We start from the raw sequence: 20,631 nt of genomic DNA, 5'->3' as shown, positions 1-20,631 counted from the left end.
AGCAATCATTCCGGCTTCGATGTAGCGGCAGCACTGTCGCCACGCGGCAGGGTGATGATGAACTCGGTGAATGCGCCGGGCTTGGTCTCGACATCGATCCGGCCGCCATGTTGCTTGACGATAATGTCATGAGTCATCGAGAGGCCAAGTCCCGTTCCCTCTCCGGTCGGTTTAGTGGTGAAAAACGGATTGAACATCTTTTCTCGTACTTCGGGTGGAATACCCGTGCCGTTGTCTCGTATGCGAATCTCGATGGCCTCGCCGAGATTTCTGGTAGCTGCGCTGAGGACCGGCTCAAAGGTTTCATCGCCCGCCTCTGCCTTGCGCTTGGTAGCTGCGTAGAAGCCGTTTGAAATGAGATTCAGTAGCGCTCGGGTCATTTCCTGCGGATAGAGATCGAGCGCACCCGCATTCGGGTCGAGGTCATGCTTGAGGGTTATGCTGAACCCCGCCTTTTCCGCTCGCGCACCATGATAAGCAAGGCTGAGGCTCTCCTCGACGAGCCTGTTGACTTCCGCCGACCGGCGCTCGCCAGAACCCTCTCGCGAGTGCAACAGCATGTTCTTGACGATGGAGTCGGCTCGTTTGCCGTGCTGTACGACCTTTTCGAGGTTGTCATGCAACAGCCGAGTCAACTCCTCCACCTCCGTCCGCATCTTGTCCGGGAGCGCAGCATCCTTGAGCAGGTCGCTCAACTCGCCAGTCAGCTCCGCCGAAAGCGCCGAGAAATTGTTGACGAAGTTAAGCGGGTTCTTGATCTCGTGCGCAATGCCAGCGGTGAGTTGGCCCAGCGAGGCAAGTTTTTCAGTCTGCACGAGGCGGCCCTGCGCAGTGCGGAGGTTGTCGAGGGACTTTGAAAGGTCATCCGTGCGTTGGCGCAATTCCTTCAGCAGCCGCGCATTCTCAATGGCGATCACGGCTTGCTTGGCAAAATTGCTTAGCAGCTCGATCTGCTTGTCTCTGAAGAGCTGCACCTGATTGCGATAGACTGTTATCGCGCCAATGACCTCCTCGTCGCGAAGCATCGGCACAATAGCGACGGTCCGAGCTCCGCCAAGTTCAACGAGATCAATCGACGCTGGGGAGCGCTCGAGATACGCCTCCGTTGTTCGCATGTCGGCAACGTGGACCACCTGCCTCGTACTTATCGCCCTGGCCAGGGCGCTTTTCGGATGCGGGGTCAGTAGACGATCGCCTCGAGCGGCAGCAAATGCGGCCGGCACGTTGAATTGGGCCGCCGGTCTCATCGCGCCGCCTTCAACCAACAGCATCGAGCCGAACTCTGCGCCGCAGACGCGTGTTGCGCTCTCAAGCATCTTGTCGAATACCGGCGCCAGATCGCCGGGCGATGAGCTGATGGCCTGGAGCACATCAGCCGTAGCCGTCTGCTGCTGCAGGGATTCGCTCAAATCATCAGTCCGTTGGCGCAATTCATTAAGCAAGCGGGCATTCTCGATGGCAATCACGGCCTGCGCCGCAAACTGCTGCAGCAGCGTGATCTGCTTCTGCGAAAATCGCCGGTTCTCCTGGCGAAAGATGAGGACGTTACCGACGACGCGCTCGTCCTTCATTAGCGGCACTGCGAGCAGGCAGCGGGCGCCCCCCAGGTCAACTAACGCGCGGCGGTTGGGCTCTCCGCTGCGATAAGCATCAGACTCGAGCAGGTCGTTGACTTCGACGAACGGGTAGCCCCTCAACAGACGAGCGGGGGCCGTGGTCGGACCGTATTCTAAAGGCTGCCTGCGCCGGAATTCATCGTAAGCGGGCGGAAGCCCGTACGTGGCTTCCGTGTGGAAGCGAGCGCCGTCGTAAGTATTCAGCACGCCGAAATTGGCGCCGCAGAGCTGCATCGCCTTGCTTAGCATGGAATCGAAAACGGGCGCGAGATCGCCCGCCGACCGGCTGATGACACTCAGCACCTCCGAGGTTGCGGTTTGCTGCTCCAGCGACTCAGAGAGCTCCCGTGTTCGCGCCTGTACCTCCTCGAACAGCCGCACATTGCCGATGGCGATCACGGCCTGGTCGGCGAATGTCTGCAGCAGCGCAACCTGCTTGCGGCTGAATGCGATCGGTTCCAGCCGACGCAGTACGATCGCGCCGATGGCCTCGCCCTCGCGCAGCAGGGGTACGCTGAGCGTGCAGCGGTGCCCCTGTTCGCGCGACATCCGTTGTCCCTCCGGAAACTCCGCGGCCTCGGGCGCTTGAAAGTCGGACACCTGCACCGGTACCTTGTCGACCACCGAGCGTCCGACTACCCAGTCCCTGCTGATCGGACGTGGCGCTCCACCGGACCGTATCGGCCCGTGATGCGCACTGAAATGCAGATTGTCGCCAACCCGAAGCAGCACGCCGGCATCATAAGCATCGCAGAACGCGCAGGCGCTCTCGACAATGGCCTGCAGGGCGGGATTCACGTCGGTCGGCGAAGAAGCGATTACCTTCAAGACCTCGCCGGTTGCGGTCTGCTGCTTCAACGACTCGCTGAGGTCCTCGGTGCGCTGGCGCACCTCGTCAAACAGGCGCACGTTCTCGATCGCGATCACCGCCTGGTCCGCAAAGGTGGCGACGAGGTCGATCTGCTTTTGTGAGAACGCCTCGACACGTGAGCGCGCCAGCACGATGACGCCGATCGGTTCGTTCTCGCGCAACAATGGCACGCCAAGCGTGGTGCGCTGGCCTGCCAGCGAGGTCGTCTCATGCAGAGTGTATTCGGGATCGGCCGCGACATCCAGAATCTGGACCGGACGCCGCTCGAGCACGGCGCGGCCGGTCACTGTGCCGCGGTTGACGGCCAGCGGATTGTTGGTGAGGAAATCGATATAGGCCTCGGTGTAGCCCACCGCGGCTCCGGCGCGGTATTCGTCGCCCGCCCGGCGCATGATAAAGGCCATGTCGGCGCTGCACAGGATGGCCGCGGTGTTGACGAGAGTGTCCAGGACCGGCTGCAGCTCGAAGGTCGAGCGGCTGATGGTCTTGAGGACGTCGCCGACCGCGGTCTGCTGCTGCAGGGATTCGCTCAGTTCCTCGGTACGCGCTTGCACCTCATCGAACAGGCGGACATTTTCAATGGCAATGACGGCCTGGTCGGCGAAGGTCTGCACCAGCTCGATCTGCCTTGCCTCGAACGGGCCGACGGCAAATCGGAACACAGTGATGACGCCGAACGTCTGCCGCTCGCGCGTGAGCGGCACGCCGAGTGCCGCCCTGAATCCCATCAGTTTTTGCGCTTCCGAGCGCTGGAGCTCAGGATCGGCTAGGACGTCGGGTATATGCACCGTATGACCATCGACGATCGTTCGCCCGAATATCGATTCCCGGCCCGGCTTCCTCGAGTGTCTAGCGAATTGTTCGATCCATTCGGGCTTGGCGCCGAACGTGGCAGCGAGCCGAAAATCACCGTCGTCCTGATCCCGATACCTTATTGTTGCGATGTCTGCCTCGCACAATCGACAGGCAGATGAAAGCAGCGCATCCAGCACGATCTGGAGATCGAAGGCCGAGCGGCTGATGGCCTTCAGCACGTCGGCGGTGGCCGTCTGCTGCTGCAGGGATTCGCTGAGATCATCGGTGCGCTGGCGTAATTCCCGAAGCAGCCGGGTATTCTCGATCGCAATTACCGCTTGGCTGGCGAAGTTGGTCAGCAGCTCAATCTGTTTGTCATTGAAAGAGCGCACCTCTTGGCGGTAAACAGTGATCACCCCGATCACTTCATCCTGCCGTAGCATTGGCACGACAACGATCGTTCGGGCACCAGCAAGTTCGGTCAACTCAACCGATGACGGATTGCGCTCAAGATAAGCCGGATGCTTACGCATGTCCTCAACCTGAACCACTTGCTTGCCGCGAATGGCGTCAGCGAGTGAGGTTCGCGGATGAATCCGAAAGGCCTTGTTCATTCGTGCGGCCGCAAACGAAGAAGGCGCATTGTACAGCGCCACCTGCCGCAGCATATCGCCTTCCAAAAGATTCATAGATCCAAACTCGGCCCCGCAAACGCGAGTTGCGTTCTCAAGCATCTTGTCAAACACCGGCGAAAGGTCGCCCGGGGATGAGCTGATGATCTCCAGCACTTCCGACGTCGCGGTCTGCCGTTCAAGCGCCTCTTTTGTCTCGTTGAACAGCCGCACATTCCGAATCGCGATGACGGCCTGATCGGCGAACGTTTGCAGTAGCTGCACGTGATGAGCGGAAAACGCACCGGGCTCCTTACGTGTAACGCTGATCGCTCCAACAACTCCGCTGTCGTGCTTGAGCGGCACGAGAAGCCTGCTTCGATAGCCGCGCGCCCGCGCAATTTCCCGCAGTGGGGAATGAGCGACCTCCGTGTCAGCGGCTTCCGCAATTTCGCCGCGACACATTTTTTCGTAATGAGGATTCCCCGCGATCGGATGCGGGAATGACGAGCGAAGCACCGTGTCAGCCTCTTTACTGACTGGCGTGAACGCAGCTAATTCAACCATATCTCCAATGATACGGAGCACGGTAGTCCCGTGCGCCCCGACAAGCTTGTTGGCGCTTTCCGCGATTGCGTCCAACACCGGCTGCACGTCGGACGGCGAATTAGCAATGACCTTCAATATCTCGGCCGTCGCCGCCTGCTGCTCGCGGGCGTCCTTTAGCTCGATCTCCAATGAGGTGGAAGGTTTAGACCGGGGTAGCCGTTTGGCCCAAGAGCGGGTGCGGCCCTTTGCGAAGCCGGCTTTGCGCGTCTCTCCCGCGCTCCTCTTGCCGCCCGTTTTCGCTGGCCCTGCCATTCCGCCTCCGGGGTGACGAGGCCATTTTACCGAGTGGAACTTGTTCTGGAAGGGGTGAAAGGAGCGAGAATCGCGGCTGCCGCTGATGTCCGCTTGGGTCAACGTGCCGTTTTGACCACTGGTGGGGCGCTTCCGCTTTGCCCCCGAGGCCGGACATCTCGCCGCGTCGGCATAACGGAAGCGATGGGCCAACACCGGAAGTGACAAGCCTTATTCAATCACCTCGTCCGCGCGCGCGAGAAGGGAAGCTGGGATTTCGATACCGAGCGATTTCGCTGTCTTGAGATTAACGACAAGCAGGTATTTGGTGGGTTGCTCGATAGGAAGCTCGGCCGTTTTGGCGCCCCTCAGAATTCGGTCCACATAGTGAGCCCCAATTCGAGCCAAGGCAGGAAAGTCCGGCCCGTAGGAAATCAATCCGCCCGCTCGCGCAAAGCCGGCGTCGAAGGAGATCGATGGTAAACCGGCTTGTACTGCGAGATCCGCCACACGGTTCGGAGGAAAGACTGGGTCACTAAATATGTCCAAGGCCTCGGCTCCCCGGGTTTTTGCGGCGGCAACGGCGCGAGGCACTTCCCCCACTTCGTGCACATCGATTACGTCGAGCTGAAAGCCGAGCTTGGCGGCCGCGGTTGGCGTCTCCGGAAACACCAGCCGATGCATCTCGTTTGAGGTGTTGAGGAAAACTGCCACGCGTTTGGCCTGTGGCAAAACCTCTCGAAGAATACCAAGAAACTTCCCACCAAAATCGGTCCGATCCATCGTAGCGACGCCCGTAAGGTTTCCGCCAGGACGGGCAAGACCTGACGCAAGTCCCATACCGACCGGATCGGCGACCAGAATTATTACAATTGGTATGTCGGGGGTGGCGTTCTTGGCAGCGCGGGCGGCAAAAGGAGTGAAGGCAACGATTAGATCGGGTCTCGACCGCACGAGGTCGGCCGCGAGCGCCGGAAGCTTGTCGAGGTGATAATCCGGGTCTTTCCGCTCAGTCGCAATGGTCGTGCCCTCGACCCAGCCAATCTTTTGAAGCTCGTCCGAAAACGCCTCAATATAGGGAACCTTGCAAGCAGGGACGCAAAGCATGCCGATCCGCGCCACTCTTCGCACCGATTGAGCTGTGGCTGCCGACCCGAAGAACAGCAGCACAACCAGAAGCGCGGACACTGTAACGGCAAATCGTCTCATGCGATCACCGTATCGCTGCACGGAAGGCGTTCGGTCTGCCAGGTCGAGCGTTAATAGCAGCTTCGAGACATTCCGAGCGATCACAAATGAACGCTCTGGCTCACTTTCGGAAGTCTGACGTCGTAGCAGAGATGTCCAGTCTACCTCGGAAGCGTAAATCGTCAGGTGACACGGCAGGTCCGAAAAGTGCCGACTTCGAACTCATGCACCGCAGCAAACTACGCCCTCATTCGATCACCTCGTCGGCGCGGGCGAGCAGCGATGGTCGAAGTCTAGCACTTCAAAAGACGGGACGCCGATGAGAACAATCGGCCCAGTCGCTGCGTCCAAATGTCCGCAACGGGTCTTGGCTGTGTGCAAACGGATGGTCGGCACGCGGCCGTGGGTCGCCAATCATTGCAGGCGGCCGATGTTCTCGCGTCGGATCGTCCAATGACCGGCCAAAGTAGGTATCGCGACGCGGTATTGCGCTTTTGGACGCACTTTCCGGGCTTCAGGCGGCGCGGATGGCTGCAATCAGGCGCGGTTTGCCGACGATGTTCATCACCCGTGTGAGGTTATAGGCGAGAACATGCAGCGCCATTTCGGCGGCGACGTTCCGTAGGCGCTTCATCAGGAAGTGGGTCGCCCCCATACGGGCCTTGATCGTGCCGAAGGGATGCTCGACCGTCTCGCGCCGCCTCCGCATGGCGTCGGGGTCGGAATCGAGCCGTCTCTGGACCTCCTCGACCACATGCTCATGCTCCCAGCGTGTGATGCGGCGCTCCTTGGACGGCGTACATTGGCTCTTGATTGCGCAGCCTTGGCACGCTGCTGTCGACCAGTAACGGCGCAGCGTCATTCCATGCTCGATGTTGGTATAGCGATAGGGCAGCACCTGGCCGGACGGGCAGCGGTAGACGTCCTCGTCAGGTAGATAGGCGAAGTCCTGTTTGCCGAACCGACCCTCCGCCTTGGCGTTCGACGTCATGGGCTTGGGCAGCGTGACTGCAACGCCAGCCTCTTTGCAGGCCAATATCTCCTCTCCGTCGAAGTAGCCACGGTCGGCGACCGCCTCGAGTTTGTCCACTTCGAGCACTTCTTTGGCTTGCTTCGACATCCGAGCAAGCTGCCCACGGTCATTGCCGACGTTTATGACCTCATGCGTAACAATCAGATGGTGTTCGGTGTCCACCGCGACCTGGACATTGTAGCCGACGACACCCGATCCGCGTCCACTGGTGGCCATCGAACGGGCATCCGGATCGGTCAGCGATATCTGTTGATCCGGCGTCTTGCGCATCTGCGCATCGAGCACTTCCAGGCGGCCCATCTCCTGCTTCAGTCGAGCGATCTTTTCCTTAATCCTCGTTGTCTTGATGCTGATCGCTTCCGATGGCTCCTGCCGATCGGCGCTATCCAGTTGACGCAGATATCGCCCGACGCTTTCCTCGATCTGCGCCATCCGCCTCGCCATCTTGGCATGTGTGAAGTTGCGATCGCGGTTGTTCACTGCCTTGAACTTGCTGCCATCGATTGCGACGCTTGGGGTCTGCAACAGGCCCATTTGCCGGCATAGCGCAACGAACTTCGCACAAACCTTCCGAAGCGCCGCACCATTGTCCTTCCGGAAATCGGCGATCGTCTTATGATCGGGAGCCAGGCGGCCGATCAGCCACATCACCTCGATATTGCGGCACGCCTCACGTTCCAGGCGGCGACTGGATTGCACCCGATTGAGATAACCGTAGATGTAAAGCTTCAGAAGGACTGCCGGATGATAGGAAGGCCGGCCCGTCTCCTTGGCGATCACACGCTCAAATCCCATTCCATGCAGGTCGAGCGCCTCGACAAACACGTCGATCACATGGACCGCGTTGCCCTCGTCTACCCAATCCTCCAGACATTCCGGCAAGAGCGTCAGCTGGGATCTGTCCGCGCCTTCAACGAAGCGTCCCATCCGTATCCCCCCATTAGGAAACGGAGGAATCGTAACCGACTCGCGGCTTTTCACACAGCCAGGGTCATGAACGTCAAAACTCAAGGTGAGCATAATAGGTCTGCTTCCGGGTGCTTAGCGACCTGTTGAGCCTGACAGCCGAGCCATGATTCAAGGCCCCCAAAGGAAGGGGCCGAATCATGCGCTGCGAACTCACGGACTACGAGTGGTTTGCCACTAAGCCGATGCTGCCGTGCAGACGATCGACACGTCTATTGTCCGCGTGCATTAGCCGCACGTTATGAGCCGCACCGCTAGCGCCTGATCGTCCGCGTCAGCATCGGAAAATGCTTGTTGCCGCCTGCAAATGGCGGGAACTGGACGAAGTCGGCGCGCATGCGCGCGATGACGTCGGAGCTCAGGGCGCGTGCGAGCGCGGCCGGGCTGTCGAACACCAGCTTGTTGCGCTGCATGTGCTCCACCCGCCGCGACGGCAAGCGGTCGACCCAATCGATCCGCGTATAGATCTCGATCTGGCGGACATCCGGGAAGGTCCGCATGATCGCCGGGTGATGCGCGAGATAGTGCAAATGCCAGGCGTTCATGTCTTCGGCGGGCCCGGGATAGTGAACGAGATAGCTGCACGGCGTGCCGGCGCCTTCCGGATGCGCGGCGACATCGACGGGAAAGGTGCGCGTGAGCATCACCTGGTGCGTGACCTCCAGTCCGGTGAGGCTCGGCAATCCGACTGCCGCCACGAGCCTGGCGAGGTTGCCCTCGCCGTTCATCGCCGCCTCGCATGCGAACAGATCGTCAAACCGCAACTGAAGCGCCAGCACGGGACCAGCGCCGTCGGCCTCGTAGGGATGATCGACCGACTGCTCCAGCGGCGTAAACAGCAAGGCCTCGGTCAGCGCCGGGATCGACCCGACCAATTCGGCTGCGACGGCCACGTCCTCCGGACGGAGCCGCCGCTCGCCGGCCGGATCGGAGAATGTCACGAACAGCGAAATCATGACGATACCGCCTGCGTTCCCTCGTCGGCGTGAAGATGTCGCTCGAGCGCGCCGCGAATGTCATCGGGCCAGGGAATGGCATGATGATTTTCCAGCGACGTCGCAGCAAGAATCTGGCGAGCGCGCCAGCGCGTGCCGTCTGCGCCGGAGACCACGTGCGCCAGGTGAAGCGAGGCCCGTCCGACCTTGCCGATGCGCAGCTTGAAGGTCAGGAGATCGCCGAACATCGACGGCCGGGAAAAATCGCAGGCCAGATGCACCGTCGGTGTGCCGATCTTCCGGCTTCCGATCAATTCGGGCCAGGGAAATCCGATGTCGCCCCAGAAATCCTCGACCACCCCGTTCAACATGTTCAGATAGGAGGGAAAGTAAGCGATTCCGGAGGGGTCGCAGTCTGCAAACCGCAGCCTGCGCTCGAAGGAGAACTCGGTCATCAGATCGCAACGACCGGATGCCGGATGACACCGACGCCGTCGACCCCGGCTTCCACCACGTCGCCCGGCCACAGCCATTCCTGCGGGCTCATTCCCGCGCCCACGCCTTCCGGCGTACCGGTCGCGATGATGTCGCCGGGCTCCAGCGTCATGCCCGACGAAATGTCCGAGATCAAAACCGGGATATCGAAGATCATGTATTTGGTGTTGGAATCCTGCTTCACGACCCCGTTTTTCGTCAGCCACAACCGCAGATCATGCGGATCGGGAATCTCGTCCGCAGTCACGATGCAGGGGCCGAACGGCGCATAGGTGTCCATGCCTTTGGAGAAGATCCACTGACCGGCCCGGCGGTTGTCGCGCGCGGAGATGTCGATCATCACCGAATAGCCGAACACGTGGTCCATCGCCTTCTCGGGCACGATACGCGTCGCGGTCTTGCCGATGATGACGGCAAGCTCGACCTCCCAGTCGAGCTGCTGCGTCATCTTCGCATTGTGCTGGATCGCCGCGCCCGGGCCGATCACGGAGGTCGGCGGCTTGGAGAAGACGACCGGCTGTTTCGGCAAATCCTTGTCGGTATCCAGGCTCTTGGCGGATTCGGCGACATGGGCGCGATAGTTCAGCCCGATGCCGAAGATGTTCTTGCGCGGCCGCGGGATCGGGGCCTGCAGCTTCACGTCTTCGAGTGGAACCGCGGCGCCGGCCGGCAGACGTCCATTGGCGCTTTCCAGGCCACTCTTAAGCGCCGGCAGCAATGTGGCGTTGTTATCGATGAAGGAGATCATGTCGTTCGGCCACGCCAGGCCGAATGATGCGCCGAGGCGATCGACATCGACGACCAATCCGTTGACGAGCACACCAAGGCGGGCGCCGGCGGCGCCGAGAGTATAGGTTACGAGACGCATTGAAGCTTGATCCGTCTGTTGAAATCCCGGGCGAATGAGGCGTGGTCAGGCGGCCACCGGCTGATGGCCCGCATTGTCGCCATAGGCCTCCTCGCGATAGAGACCGAGGCCTTCGATGACCGGCAGGTCGTTGAAGCAGAACAGGCAGGCGTCCTCGCTCTTCGAGGCATTGCCATGTTCGTGCCAGGCCCAGGACGGAACGCAGAAGATATCGCGCTCCCGCCATTCGAAGCGTTTGCCAGCGATGACGGAATAGCCCTGCCCCTTCGCGACCTGGTAGATGAAGCTTCCGGTATGCCGATGCGATTTCGTCGTCTCGCCCGGCCGCAGCAACTGCATGCTGGCGCCGATCGTCTGCATCACGTGGCCGCCGGTCACCGGATTGACGTAGTTCATGAGAATGCCGTCGTAAGGCGATCCGTCGGTTGCCGCGGCATATTTGTTCAAGGCCTCGTAGGTCGGCTCCCACTCATATTTGAACATCGGCGAATAGCCTTTCGACCAGGGCGCGTTCACCGGGCGAAGGCCCGGGTTGCCCCAGGTCCTGGTCATGTCGTCGACCGGATAGCCGGATTCCTCCTGCTGGACCTTCGGATGCACCACGAAGAAATTTGCCTCGAGCGCGTTGACGAGAGGAATGTCGAGCCCGTCCTGCCAGATGCACACCGAGCCGCCGGCGTCGACGCCGTGCTCATGCCAGGTGCCGTTCGGCGTGAGCACGAAGTCGCGGGCCCCCAGGGTCATCTTGTGACCGTCGACGACGGTGTAGGCTCCCGAACCTTCCATGATGAAGCGCAGCGCCGAGGCCGAGTGCGCATGCGCCGTGGCGACCTCACCGGGATGCATGACCTGCAGGCCCGAGTAGAGCCAGCCGACGGCAGCCGACACCTCGCGACGACCGGGATTGTTGAGATAGATGACGCGGCGACCGGCCTTCTCCGGCGACACCAGCTCGGCCGACCGCAGCACATGCTCGCGCAGATCCTGGTAGCGCCAGAGCACGGGAACGGACGCCGATTGCGGCTGCCACGGCTCGATCTTGTTGGCGACGGTCCATAAGGCGCCAGCTTCGTATCTCTCGAGATCCTTGTAATAGGCCTTCAGCTCCGGAGTGTCCTCGACGTTGGCGCGGCCGATCACGTTCTCCCGCATCTCATCCTCCAGGTGCTGTGTCGTGGTATCGTGCGATCGATGCCCTGTCGTCGGTCACGACCGCTTCCTTATCACGACGGCGGCATGCCCGGGCGTTGACTTACTTTACATGTAAAAGTATGGTAATGCATATTTCTGGAGGACGCAATGGCTGAACGGTCTTTCGCGCGCGAGGTCGAGGATCTTCGGCTCGGCGACGGCGACACCTTTCGCGGCGAAGGCATCCTCGCGATCACCAAGGCGCTGCTGCAATCAGGCGTCGCCTATGTCGGCGGCTATCAGGGCTCGCCGATCTCGCACCTGATGGACGTGCTGGCCGACGCCAAGGACGTGCTCGACGATCTCGGTGTCGTGTTCCAGAGCTCGGCGAACGAGGCGGCGGCCGCCGCCATGCTCTCGGCCTCCGTGATGTATCCGCTGCGCGGCGCCGTGGCCTGGAAGTCGACGGTCGGCACCAATGTCGCGTCCGATGCACTCGCCAATCTCGCCTCGGGCGGCGTCACTGGCGGCACCATGATCATCGTCGGCGAGGATTATGGCGAAGGCTCCTCCATCATGCAGGAGCGGACCCACGCCTTCGCCATGAAATCGCAGATGTGGCTGCTCGACCCGCGTCCCGACAATGAATGCATCGTCAACCTGATCGAAAAGGGTTTCGAGCTCTCCGAAGCCTCGAACACACCCGTGATGCTCGAGGTCCGCGTCCGCGCCTGCCACATGCATGGCAGCTTTGCCTGCAAGGACAACGTCAAGCCGGCGCACACCATCAAGGACGCGCTCAACAATCCCAAGCGCGACGTCAATCGCATCGTGCTGCCGCCGGCGGCGTATGAGCACGAGCAGGAGAAGATCAAGACACGCATGCCGGCCGCGATCGGCTTCATCCGGGACAACAAGCTGAACGAACGGATGGGACCGGCGCGGGGCAAGGTCGGCATCGTCATGCAGGGCGGCATGTACAACAACGTCATCCGCGCGCTGCAATATCTCGGTCTGTCGGATGCCTACGGCAACACGCAAGTCCCGCTCTACGTCATGAACGTCACCTATCCGGTGATCGAGGCCGAGGTGGCGGACTTCTGCATCGACAAGGACGCGGTCCTGATCGTCGAGGAGGGCCAGCCCGAATATCTGGAGCAGGCGATCAACACCGTTCTGCGACGCAAGGACATCCAGGCGCGCGTCCACGGCAAGGACGTGCTGCCGATGGGCGGCGACTACACCGCGCAGGTCCTGCTCGGCGGCATCAGGGACTTCCTGGAGAAGACGGAGCCGCGCCTGCTCGGCAACCGGCCGCCGGCGCCGGACGCCGCTCCCGTGCTGAGTCATCCGGCGGTCGAGAAGCTCAAGCAGGTCGTGCCGGCCCGTCCGCCCGGGCTCTGCACCGGCTGCCCGGAACGACCGATCTTCGCGGCCATGAAGCTGGTCGAGGAGGAGCTTGGCCAGCACCATGTCTCGGCCGACATCGGTTGCCATCTGTTCTCCATCCTGCCGCCCTTCAACATCGGCGCAACCACGATGGGCTTCGGCCTCGGTCCAGCCTCGACCTCGGCCTTCAACGTCAAGGCCGACAAACGCTCGATCGCGGTGATGGGTGACGGCGGCTTCTGGCACAACGGGCTGACCAGCGGCATCGGCAACGCCGTTTTCAACAAGCATGACGGCGTGTTCGTAATCGTGGACAATTTCTACACCTCGGCGACCGGCGGACAGGACATCCTGTCCTCGCGCGCTCTCAACAAACGTCGCAAGACCAACAATTCGATCGTGCAGGCCGTGAAGGGCATCGGCGGTCAATGGGTCCGGCAGATCGACCGCACCTATGACGTCGCCAGGATGCGCGACACGCTGAAAGAAGCGCTGACGACGAAGGAGGAAGGTCCCAAGGTCATCGTCGCCTCTTCCGAATGCATGCTGAACAAGCAGCGCCGCGTGAAGCCGCAAGTGAGCAAGGCGATCAAGGACGGGGAGCGGATCGTCAAGGAACGCTTCGGCGTCGACGAGGACGTCTGCACCGGCGACCACGCCTGCATCCGCCTGTCCGGCTGCCCGTCGCTCTCGGTGAAGCAGCTCGACGATCCCCTGCGCGACGATCCGGTCGCCGCGATCGACAATTCCTGCGTCGGCTGCGGCAATTGCGGCGAGGTCGCCGAGGCCGCCGTGCTGTGCCCCTCGTTCTATCGCGCCGACGTCATTCACAATCCGACGCGCTGGGACACGCTCAAGTCGAGGATCGCCATGGCGGTGATCGGCTGGCTGCAGCGACGGCGCGATCGCCGGCGGCCGACATTCGGGGCCTTGGCATGAGGGTCCTGGCATGAGGGACGAGACGGTTCGGCTGGCGCTTCCCGCGGCCGGCGAAGCGACCGAACGCCCGATCTCGATCGCGATCCTGGCCATGGGCGGTCAGGGCGGCGGCGTGCTGACCGACTGGATCGTCCAGCTTGCGGAGAACCATGGCTGGGTCGCGCAGTCGACTTCGGTGCCCGGCGTCGCGCAGCGCACCGGTGCGACCATCTACTACATCGAAACGATGCCGCCGCTCGATGGGCGCAAGCCGATCCTCTCGCTGATGCCGACGCCCGGCGATGTCGACGTGGTGATGGCCGCCGAATTCATGGAGGCGGGGCGCTCGATCCTGCGCGGCCTGGTGACGCCGGACCGCACCACGCTGATCGCGTCCAACCACCGGTCATTTGCCATCGGCGAGAAGATCGCGCCGGGCAACGGCGTTGCCGATCCCGGCGCCGTCACCGGCGCGATCGGCGTCGCCGCCAAGACCGAGATCATCTTCGACATGAACGCGCTGGCGATTGCGCACGGGAGCGTGATTTCGGCCGCGATGTTCGGCGCGCTCGCGGCCATCGGCGTGCTGCCGTTCGACCGCGACAGCTATCTGTCGGTGATCCGCGCCGGCGGGAAAGGCGCCAAGGCCAGCGTCGAGACTTTCGAAGCCGCTTTCGATCGCACCCGGGCCGGCGCGCCGGAGGCCGTCGAGCTCCCGCGAGCCGAGGAGAGCGAGAAGAGCCGCGCGCCTGCGACGCTGGATGCAGAGCTGGCCAAGCTGCTCGAACGAGCGAAACAGGAGCTGCCGGACTCGGCGCTGTCGCTGGCGCAGGCCGGCCTGAAAAAGGTGGTGGATTTCCAGGACATCGCCTACGGCGCCGAATATCTCGACGTTCTCGGTGCGCTGCACGCGGCCGATCGTGGTGTCGGCGGCATCGACAGAAGCTTTGCCTTCACCCAAACGGCCGCAAAATACCTCGCCAATGCCATGACCTATGACGACGTCATCCGCGTTGCCGACCTGAAGACGCGCACCAGTCGCCGCGCGCGGATCGAGGGCGAGCTGGAGCTGGTGCAAGGCCAGGTGCTCCAAACCACCGAGTTCATGCACCCTCGCCTCGAGGAGATCATGGGAATGCTGCCGGTGTCCTTTGGACGTTGGCTCGACACCAAGCCGCGCCTGATGGGCTGGCTCGATCGCCGCATCAACAGGGGACGACGGGTGCGGACCTATTCGCTGCCCTGGTTTCTCGTGCTCTATGCCGTCGGCGGGCTTCGCGGCATGCGCCGCCGCTCACGGCGCCATGCGATCGAGACGGCGCATCGCGACGAATGGCTCAAGGCCGCCACCGAGGCTATCAGGACCAACTACCAGCTCGGCGTCGAGATCCTGCAATGCCGCCGGCTGGTGAAGGGCTATTCCGATACCCACAGCCGCGGCCTGTCGAAGTTCGACCGGACGCTGGCCACGATCAAGCTGGTTGCACAGCGCGAGGACGCCGCCGATTGGGCCCGGCGCCTGCGCGAAGCGGCGCTCAAGGACGGCCCCGGCAAGGAGCTCGACGGCGTCATCCAGACCATCAAGAGCTTCGCCTGATGAGACCGGCGTCGGCGAAGGATTGCGGTTCAACCGACGCTGGTCAGAACCGGGCTGCTTGACTGCGCTGACCGGTGCGCTAATCGGGGCCCGATCACCTCCGAAAAGAGCTTTGGAATATCTCCGTCAGACCAACCCGCCCTCCTGGTCATGCGATGCCGGCAGCACTCAAAGAGAATATCGTTCCCCTCGGGCAGATCGAGACCCGGCTCTGGCTGCAGCTGTTGTCGCTGCACGGAGACATCTTCGCGTCGTTGAATTCCCTCCTCGGCGCCGAGTTCGGCTTGTCGCTGGCGAAATTCGACGTCCTGGCCCAGCTCGACCGCGACAGGAACGGCCTTGCGCTCGGACAATTGTCGCAGAACCTGAAGGTATCAGGCGGCAACGTCTCGGGCCTGGTGCAGCGCCTCCTCGCTGACGACCTCATCAGCAGGGAAATGTCGAGTGAGGACCGCAGGTCGTTCATCGTGCGCCTCACACCGAAAGGCGAAGCTTTGTTCAGGAAGGCCGCCGACGTGCACAAGAAGCATCTCGGCCAAAAATTCGAGAACATCTCGGCCAAGGAACTCGACGCGGCGCTGTCGGTGCTACGCTCGCTTTCGGCCAAGATCCGAACCCCCAGCAAGAAGCAAAGTCGAAAAAGCTAATGGCAAGAGAATCCAGGAGCAGGTGGAGATCCGGCCCGCCAAGGTCGAGAGATCAGCTCTACGCCTACATTCCCTATCTGTTCAATCGGCTGGCAAATCGCTGGAACCTGGATCAGAACCGCGATCTCACCGAGCATGGCATCAACAACGTCGTGTTTCGTACGCTGTCGGTGCTGTTCATCTACAAGACGCTCACGGTCAACGAGATCGCCGTGCTCGCCGTGACCGAGCAATCGACGGCGAGCCGCATGGTCGAATCCATGGTGTCCGCCGGTCTCGTCAAGCGCGAGATCGCGGAGGAGGACCAGCGCCGCCGGGTCGTGGCATTGACCACCGAGGGCGAAGCGTTGCTGCGCAAGATCTGGCCGATCATGGCAAAGAACTACGAGCGCCTGACCGCCGGCATCGATCCCGACGAGATCGAGACTTGCGCGCGCGTGCTGGCCAAGATGATGGAAAACGTCAAGCAGAACCAGATCTGACGCGGGTCATCCGATGCGCAGTTGGTGCGCGTCATTGATACGCGTCATGGGCCGAGGCCAACGAGGCTGGTGCCGCCGCAGACATAGAGCACCTGCCCGGTGACGAAGTCGGAGCGTTCGTCGAGAAAGAATTCGATCGCGTGCGCGACGTCCTCGCGTGCGCCGAGCCGGCCGACCGGGACGTTACGCGCCATTGTTTCCTGCCGCTCGGAATCCTTGGGGATGATGCCCCAGAAATTGTCGGTCAGGATCGGGCCCGGCGCGACGACGTTCACGGTAATGCCGCTGGACGCAAGCTCCAGCGCCCATGTCCGGGCCATGCCGTGCACGCCGGCCTTGGTGGCGGAATAGGCCGAGCGCGTCACGGCGCCCATCGCCGCGCGCGAGCTGACGAACACGATGCGGCCGAAACGGCGCGATTTCATCCTCTCCAGCGCGGCCTGGGTCAGGAGCATGGGTGCGCCGAGATGCAGCTGCGCTAGCGCCAGGATGTCTTCGGGCCTTGCGTCGGGCAACAGGTTCGGCAGGATGATTCCGGCATTGTGCACGAGGCGATCGATCGCATGATTGGAGGCGATCTCCCGGGCAACGTCCCGCGTCTGCTCGAGGCTGGTCAGGTCCGCGCAATAAGCCGTGAGCAGATCGTGTGTCCAGTCCGGCCTGTGCAGCCCAACCGAGACCACGCGCTGGCCCTTGTCCACGAGGCTCTTCGCCAGCGCTTCGCCGATTCCGGAATTGCCGCCGGTGATGAGGGTGGTGCGGACCTGGCTCATGCTCGGTTATCCCTGCGTTTCGTCAGACCTGCCGCCGCTTCAAATCGCGTAGATCGAAGAAGGCGCCGTCCTGCATCAGCCTGGCGACGAAATCCTTCAAGCCGCCGCGCTGGATCTTCTCGGTCGCAGTCAGCGGCAGGGCATCGACGAAGCAGATCCAGCCGGGCGCCTTGTAATAAGCCATCTGCTCCAGGCTCCAGCGGACGATCTGCTCGGCGAGCGCGCGGTCGGCGCCGGCCTGCTCGGCGATGATGACGGCCGCCACTTCGTCGCCGCGCACGGGGTCCGGCGTCGCGGCGACGGCGGCCTGCCGAACCTGCGGATGCCGATTGAGCACGGATTCGACCTCGACCGCGGCGATATTCTCGCCGGAGCGGCGGATGACGTTCTTCTTGCGGTCGACGAAATGCAAATCGCCGTCCGCATCGCGCGACACGATATCGCCGGTATGCAGCCAGCCTCCGGCCCAGGCCTCCGCGGTCGCCTCGGGGTTTTTGAGGTACTCCCGGAAGAAGCCGTAGCGCGAATCCGCGCCGGCCCGCCGCACCAGCAGCTCCCCCGGCGTCCCGGCCGGCACGTCATCCCCGCCGTCATCGACGATGCGAATGTGGATCTCCGGAGCCGGGCGGCCGAAGCAGCTGGTGCCGACCTTGCGCGGCTCGACATTGGCGGCGATCACGCCGCCGCTGCCGGTCTCGGTCATCGCCCAGGCCTCGAGCAGGGGGAAGCCGAAGCGCGCCTCGAACGGCGCGTGAAGCAGCTTGTCGACACCCGCGCCGAAGCCGAAGCGAACCGCGTGCTGCCGATCCTCTTGCGAGGGCGCGGCGCTCATCAGCATCGACGGCATGACGCCGAGATAATGCAGGCACGTGGCCCGGCTCTGCCGCACCGAGCTCCACCAGCTGCGCGGGTGAAAACGATCGAGCATGGTCAGGCAGCCGCCGACCGAAACCATCGCCATCAGCGAGACCGCCATCGCGTTCATGTGGAACAGCGGCAGCGGCGTGATCATGCGCTCGACATCCGGCATCAGGCCGATCAGCCCGCCGGCGTCGCGATACCAGTTTCCGCTGTGCAGGAAGTATTCGTTGGTGAGAACGCAGCCCTTCGGCTGTCCCGTCGTGCCCGACGTGTAGAGCAGCGCGCACTCCGTTGCGCCGTCCGCCGGCCGCAGCGGCCGCGTACCGTCATAGGGCGCGGGCACGTCTGCGTCATCGGTCACGACAGGAATCGGCCGGCCCGCCTGGCGCGCCGCCGTCTCCACCTCAGTACGGCGTTCGGCCAGCACGAAGGCGGCGTTCATCTCGGAATGCGCGATGATGTATTCGAGCTCGCTCATCCGCAGATCGGGGTTGATCGGCACCACGGAGACGCCGAGCGCGTTCAGCGCGAACCACAACTCGATGAACACCGGCCGGTTCTGGAGCAGGAGCCCCACCCTGTGGCCTTCGCCATAACCGCTTTCGGCGAACGCCTGGCGGCGGGCCTCGATCCGGTCGAGCATCGCGCGGTAGGAGATCTCGCCGGCCGGAATGCCGTAGATGCCTGATGTCTCAGGCAGCACGTTGAGGAAGCCGGCCTCGCCGCGGCGGAGCGCGGTCTGGCGAAAGCGGGCATGGACTGTCGTTGCAGCGATCAAGGCGCACTCACATGAAGAGCTGGATGTTGCCGAACGGCGCGTCGAAATTGACGAGATCGAGGCGCTTGAGCTTGATCTTCAGGCCATCGCCGGCCTGGACCAGATCGTGCGATGCCCAGCCCGAATAGCGCTCCAGCAGGTCGCCGCGGGTCTCGGTGTAGATATAGGACGTTCGTGCCTTGAACACGCCCGCCGCGACGTCGCAGGCGACGATCCTGGGGGCCTGGAGCAGATGGTGGCAGCGGCTCTTCGGCTTCTGGCTGAAGGTGCGCTCGCCGGCGAGGCGCTCGACCCGGACCTTGAGCAGCAACAGGTCCTCGTACATCAGGGACGGCTGCAGCACCGGATCCTGTTGCTGCCATTCGAGCGGCATCCAATAGCGCCCTTCCGGGTGAAACAGATCGAGCCAGCTCTGCCACTGCATCGTGTCGAGAAGCTCGGCCTCCCGATAGATGAAATCGATGATGGCCTTGTCGTCGATCATTGCGCCGCCTCGGTGTGCTCGTCCATGCCCATCGTCATGAATTTGGCCCAGGCATGGAACTGGTTGCGCATCTGCCGCTCGGACGTGCCGTTGATGACGGCGGTGACGTCCGGCTGTTCGTCTGCTACGTAGAGACGGCGCAGATTGATCCACTGATTGCCGTTGGACTTGAGGCCTTCCTGCGCCCGCTCGTACATTTCCAGGTCGTCATGCCCGACGATGGAGGTCGGCGCGTTGATGAAGCGATTGTACATCAGCGCGCGCTCGTAGAGCTTGTCGGGTGCGCCGACCAGGCGGTAGACCCAGCTCTCGACCAGCGTCCTGTCGACCGCGATCGGAATGAAGTTGCGCAGGATCTGCACGGCGCCCTTGACCATGATGTTCGGGAAATAGACGGTGTTGTGCCTGACCTCGCCGAGGATTTCGTGCGCCCGCATCTCGCCATAGGCGGCGACCATCTGATCGAGATAGCCGTCGACGTCGGAATAATTGGAGTGGATCGAATTGGCGACGCCGGTGTGGCCGTGGCCGTTGGGCCAGATCCTGATGCCGCTCTGCTCGTAGAATTCGTAGGGGCTCATGAACGGTCCGTAGAGCTGAACCGCCATCGGCGTCTCGGTCGAATCGCCCTGCTCGCGCTTCCAGACCTTGACCGCGGTGCCGGCCGAGCTCTCGTGCGCGACCATGGGATGGCAGGTGTCGGTCTGGTTCTCGACCAGCATCTTCCAATTGCAGGTGTGCATGTAGCGGATCGGCGCCGCCATCACCGCGAGCTTGCCCTCCGGCGAGCGGTCGACCATGTTGTCGATCGTCGAGAGGCTTTCGCCGAAATAATCCTCGAAGGACAGGCCGCGCTCACTCAGCCGCGCGAAGATGAAGTCGCGATAGATCGCGACGTTCCTCACGCGCGACAAGCCTTCATTGGCCTGGGTGTCGCCGAAGCCGGTCGCCTCATAGCCCTTCTTTAAGGGAATCGCGAGCAGCGATCCGTCGGTCTTGAACGACCATGCATGGTAGGGACAGCGAAAGAACTTGCCGGTGTTGCCGCAGGGCTCCGAGGCGATCTTGACGCCCTTGTGCGGGCAGCGGTTGTAGAAGACATGGATCGAGCCGTCGGTGTGGCGGCTCGCCAGCACCGGTTGCCGGCCGATCGTGGCAGTGATGAAGTCGCCGGGCTTGCCCAGCTGGCTGGCATGGCCGACATAGATCCAGCTGTTGGGAAACAGATGCTCCATCTCGAGATCGAAGATCTCGGGATCGACGTAGACGTCGCGGTGCACCTCGGCCTCGCGTACCAGCGCCGCGATCGAGCGCCTGTCACTTGCGTGCTTGCCCATGGTGTCTTAAGTCCTT

General features: G+C 62.5%; 15 protein-coding genes. 4 read left to right on the top strand and 11 right to left on the bottom strand.

Annotation, left to right across the window (positions count from 1 at the left end):
* Positions 1-5: 5 nt before the first annotated feature.
* The 7 genes from N2602_RS09150 to N2602_RS09120 all read right to left on the bottom strand — a co-directional run bounded on the left by N2602_RS09150 (position 6) and on the right by N2602_RS09120 (position 11,370).
* Positions 6-4,754 carry a GAF domain-containing protein gene (locus N2602_RS09150; protein ID WP_260382438.1) on the bottom strand — a complete coding sequence of 1,583 codons (4,749 nt, stop codon included), beginning with the start codon at positions 4,752-4,754 and terminating at the stop codon, positions 6-8.
* 210 nt (positions 4,755-4,964) lie between these two features.
* Positions 4,965-5,942, bottom strand: a complete 978-nt coding sequence (locus tag N2602_RS09145) for an ABC transporter substrate-binding protein (protein WP_260382437.1) — start codon at positions 5,940-5,942, stop codon at positions 4,965-4,967.
* A 493-nt stretch (positions 5,943-6,435) separates the two neighbouring features.
* Positions 6,436-7,881: an IS1182 family transposase gene (locus N2602_RS09140; protein ID WP_260379597.1), complete on the bottom strand. Its 1,446-nt coding sequence runs from the start codon at positions 7,879-7,881 to the stop codon at positions 6,436-6,438.
* Between the two features lie 293 nt (positions 7,882-8,174).
* Complete coding sequence (locus N2602_RS09135; protein WP_260382436.1) at positions 8,175-8,876, bottom strand: hypothetical protein; 702 nt, start codon at positions 8,874-8,876, stop codon at positions 8,175-8,177.
* Positions 8,873-9,310, bottom strand: a complete 438-nt coding sequence (locus N2602_RS09130) for a thioesterase family protein (RefSeq protein ID WP_260382435.1) — start codon at positions 9,308-9,310, stop codon at positions 8,873-8,875. The genes N2602_RS09135 and N2602_RS09130 overlap by 4 nt, the downstream gene beginning before the upstream one ends.
* Entirely contained in the window at positions 9,310-10,218 is a 909-nt protein-coding gene (locus N2602_RS09125; RefSeq protein ID WP_260382434.1) for a fumarylacetoacetate hydrolase family protein, read from the bottom strand. Before N2602_RS09125 ends, N2602_RS09130 begins: the two co-directional genes overlap by 1 nt.
* A gap of 45 nt (positions 10,219-10,263) precedes the next feature.
* Entirely contained in the window at positions 10,264-11,370 is a 1,107-nt protein-coding gene (locus N2602_RS09120; protein WP_260382433.1) for a cupin domain-containing protein, read from the bottom strand.
* Between the two features lie 147 nt (positions 11,371-11,517).
* Between N2602_RS09120 and N2602_RS09115 the strand changes: the two genes are divergently transcribed.
* From N2602_RS09115 to N2602_RS09100, 4 genes are all read left to right on the top strand, one after another.
* On the top strand, positions 11,518-13,677 hold the full coding sequence (locus tag N2602_RS09115; RefSeq protein ID WP_260382432.1) for an indolepyruvate ferredoxin oxidoreductase subunit alpha: 2,160 nt from the start codon (positions 11,518-11,520) through the stop codon (positions 13,675-13,677).
* A 10-nt stretch (positions 13,678-13,687) separates the two neighbouring features.
* Positions 13,688-15,253, top strand: a complete 1,566-nt coding sequence (locus N2602_RS09110; protein WP_260382431.1) for an indolepyruvate oxidoreductase subunit beta family protein — start codon at positions 13,688-13,690, stop codon at positions 15,251-15,253.
* Between the two features lie 155 nt (positions 15,254-15,408).
* Positions 15,409-15,900 carry a MarR family winged helix-turn-helix transcriptional regulator gene (locus N2602_RS09105; protein WP_172789280.1) on the top strand — a complete coding sequence of 164 codons (492 nt, stop codon included), beginning with the start codon at positions 15,409-15,411 and terminating at the stop codon, positions 15,898-15,900.
* Positions 15,900-16,382, top strand: coding sequence for a MarR family winged helix-turn-helix transcriptional regulator (locus N2602_RS09100; protein WP_172789279.1), 483 nt, complete (start codon positions 15,900-15,902; stop codon positions 16,380-16,382). Before N2602_RS09105 ends, N2602_RS09100 begins: the two co-directional genes overlap by 1 nt.
* Positions 16,383-16,426: 44 nt before the next feature.
* Here N2602_RS09100 and N2602_RS09095 read toward each other — a convergent pair whose 3' ends face one another.
* The 4 genes from N2602_RS09095 to N2602_RS09080 are packed head-to-tail and all read right to left on the bottom strand — an operon-like array spanning position 16,427 to position 20,615.
* Positions 16,427-17,155, bottom strand: a complete 729-nt coding sequence (locus N2602_RS09095) for an SDR family NAD(P)-dependent oxidoreductase (RefSeq protein WP_260382430.1) — start codon at positions 17,153-17,155, stop codon at positions 16,427-16,429.
* Between the two features lie 22 nt (positions 17,156-17,177).
* Positions 17,178-18,794, bottom strand: coding sequence for an ATP-dependent acyl-CoA ligase (locus N2602_RS09090; RefSeq protein ID WP_260382429.1), 1,617 nt, complete (start codon positions 18,792-18,794; stop codon positions 17,178-17,180).
* A gap of 7 nt (positions 18,795-18,801) precedes the next feature.
* On the bottom strand, positions 18,802-19,278 hold the full coding sequence (locus N2602_RS09085; protein ID WP_260382428.1) for an aromatic-ring-hydroxylating dioxygenase subunit beta: 477 nt from the start codon (positions 19,276-19,278) through the stop codon (positions 18,802-18,804).
* Positions 19,275-20,615: a Rieske 2Fe-2S domain-containing protein gene (locus tag N2602_RS09080; RefSeq protein WP_260382427.1), complete on the bottom strand. Its 1,341-nt coding sequence runs from the start codon at positions 20,613-20,615 to the stop codon at positions 19,275-19,277. The genes N2602_RS09085 and N2602_RS09080 overlap by 4 nt, the downstream gene beginning before the upstream one ends.
* Positions 20,616-20,631 lie beyond the last annotated feature (16 nt).

The sequence above is a fragment of the Bradyrhizobium sp. NC92 genome (assembly GCF_025200865.1).
Lineage (GTDB): Bacteria > Pseudomonadota > Alphaproteobacteria > Rhizobiales > Xanthobacteraceae > Bradyrhizobium.
This window is presented reverse-complemented; position numbering and strand designations above follow the sequence as displayed.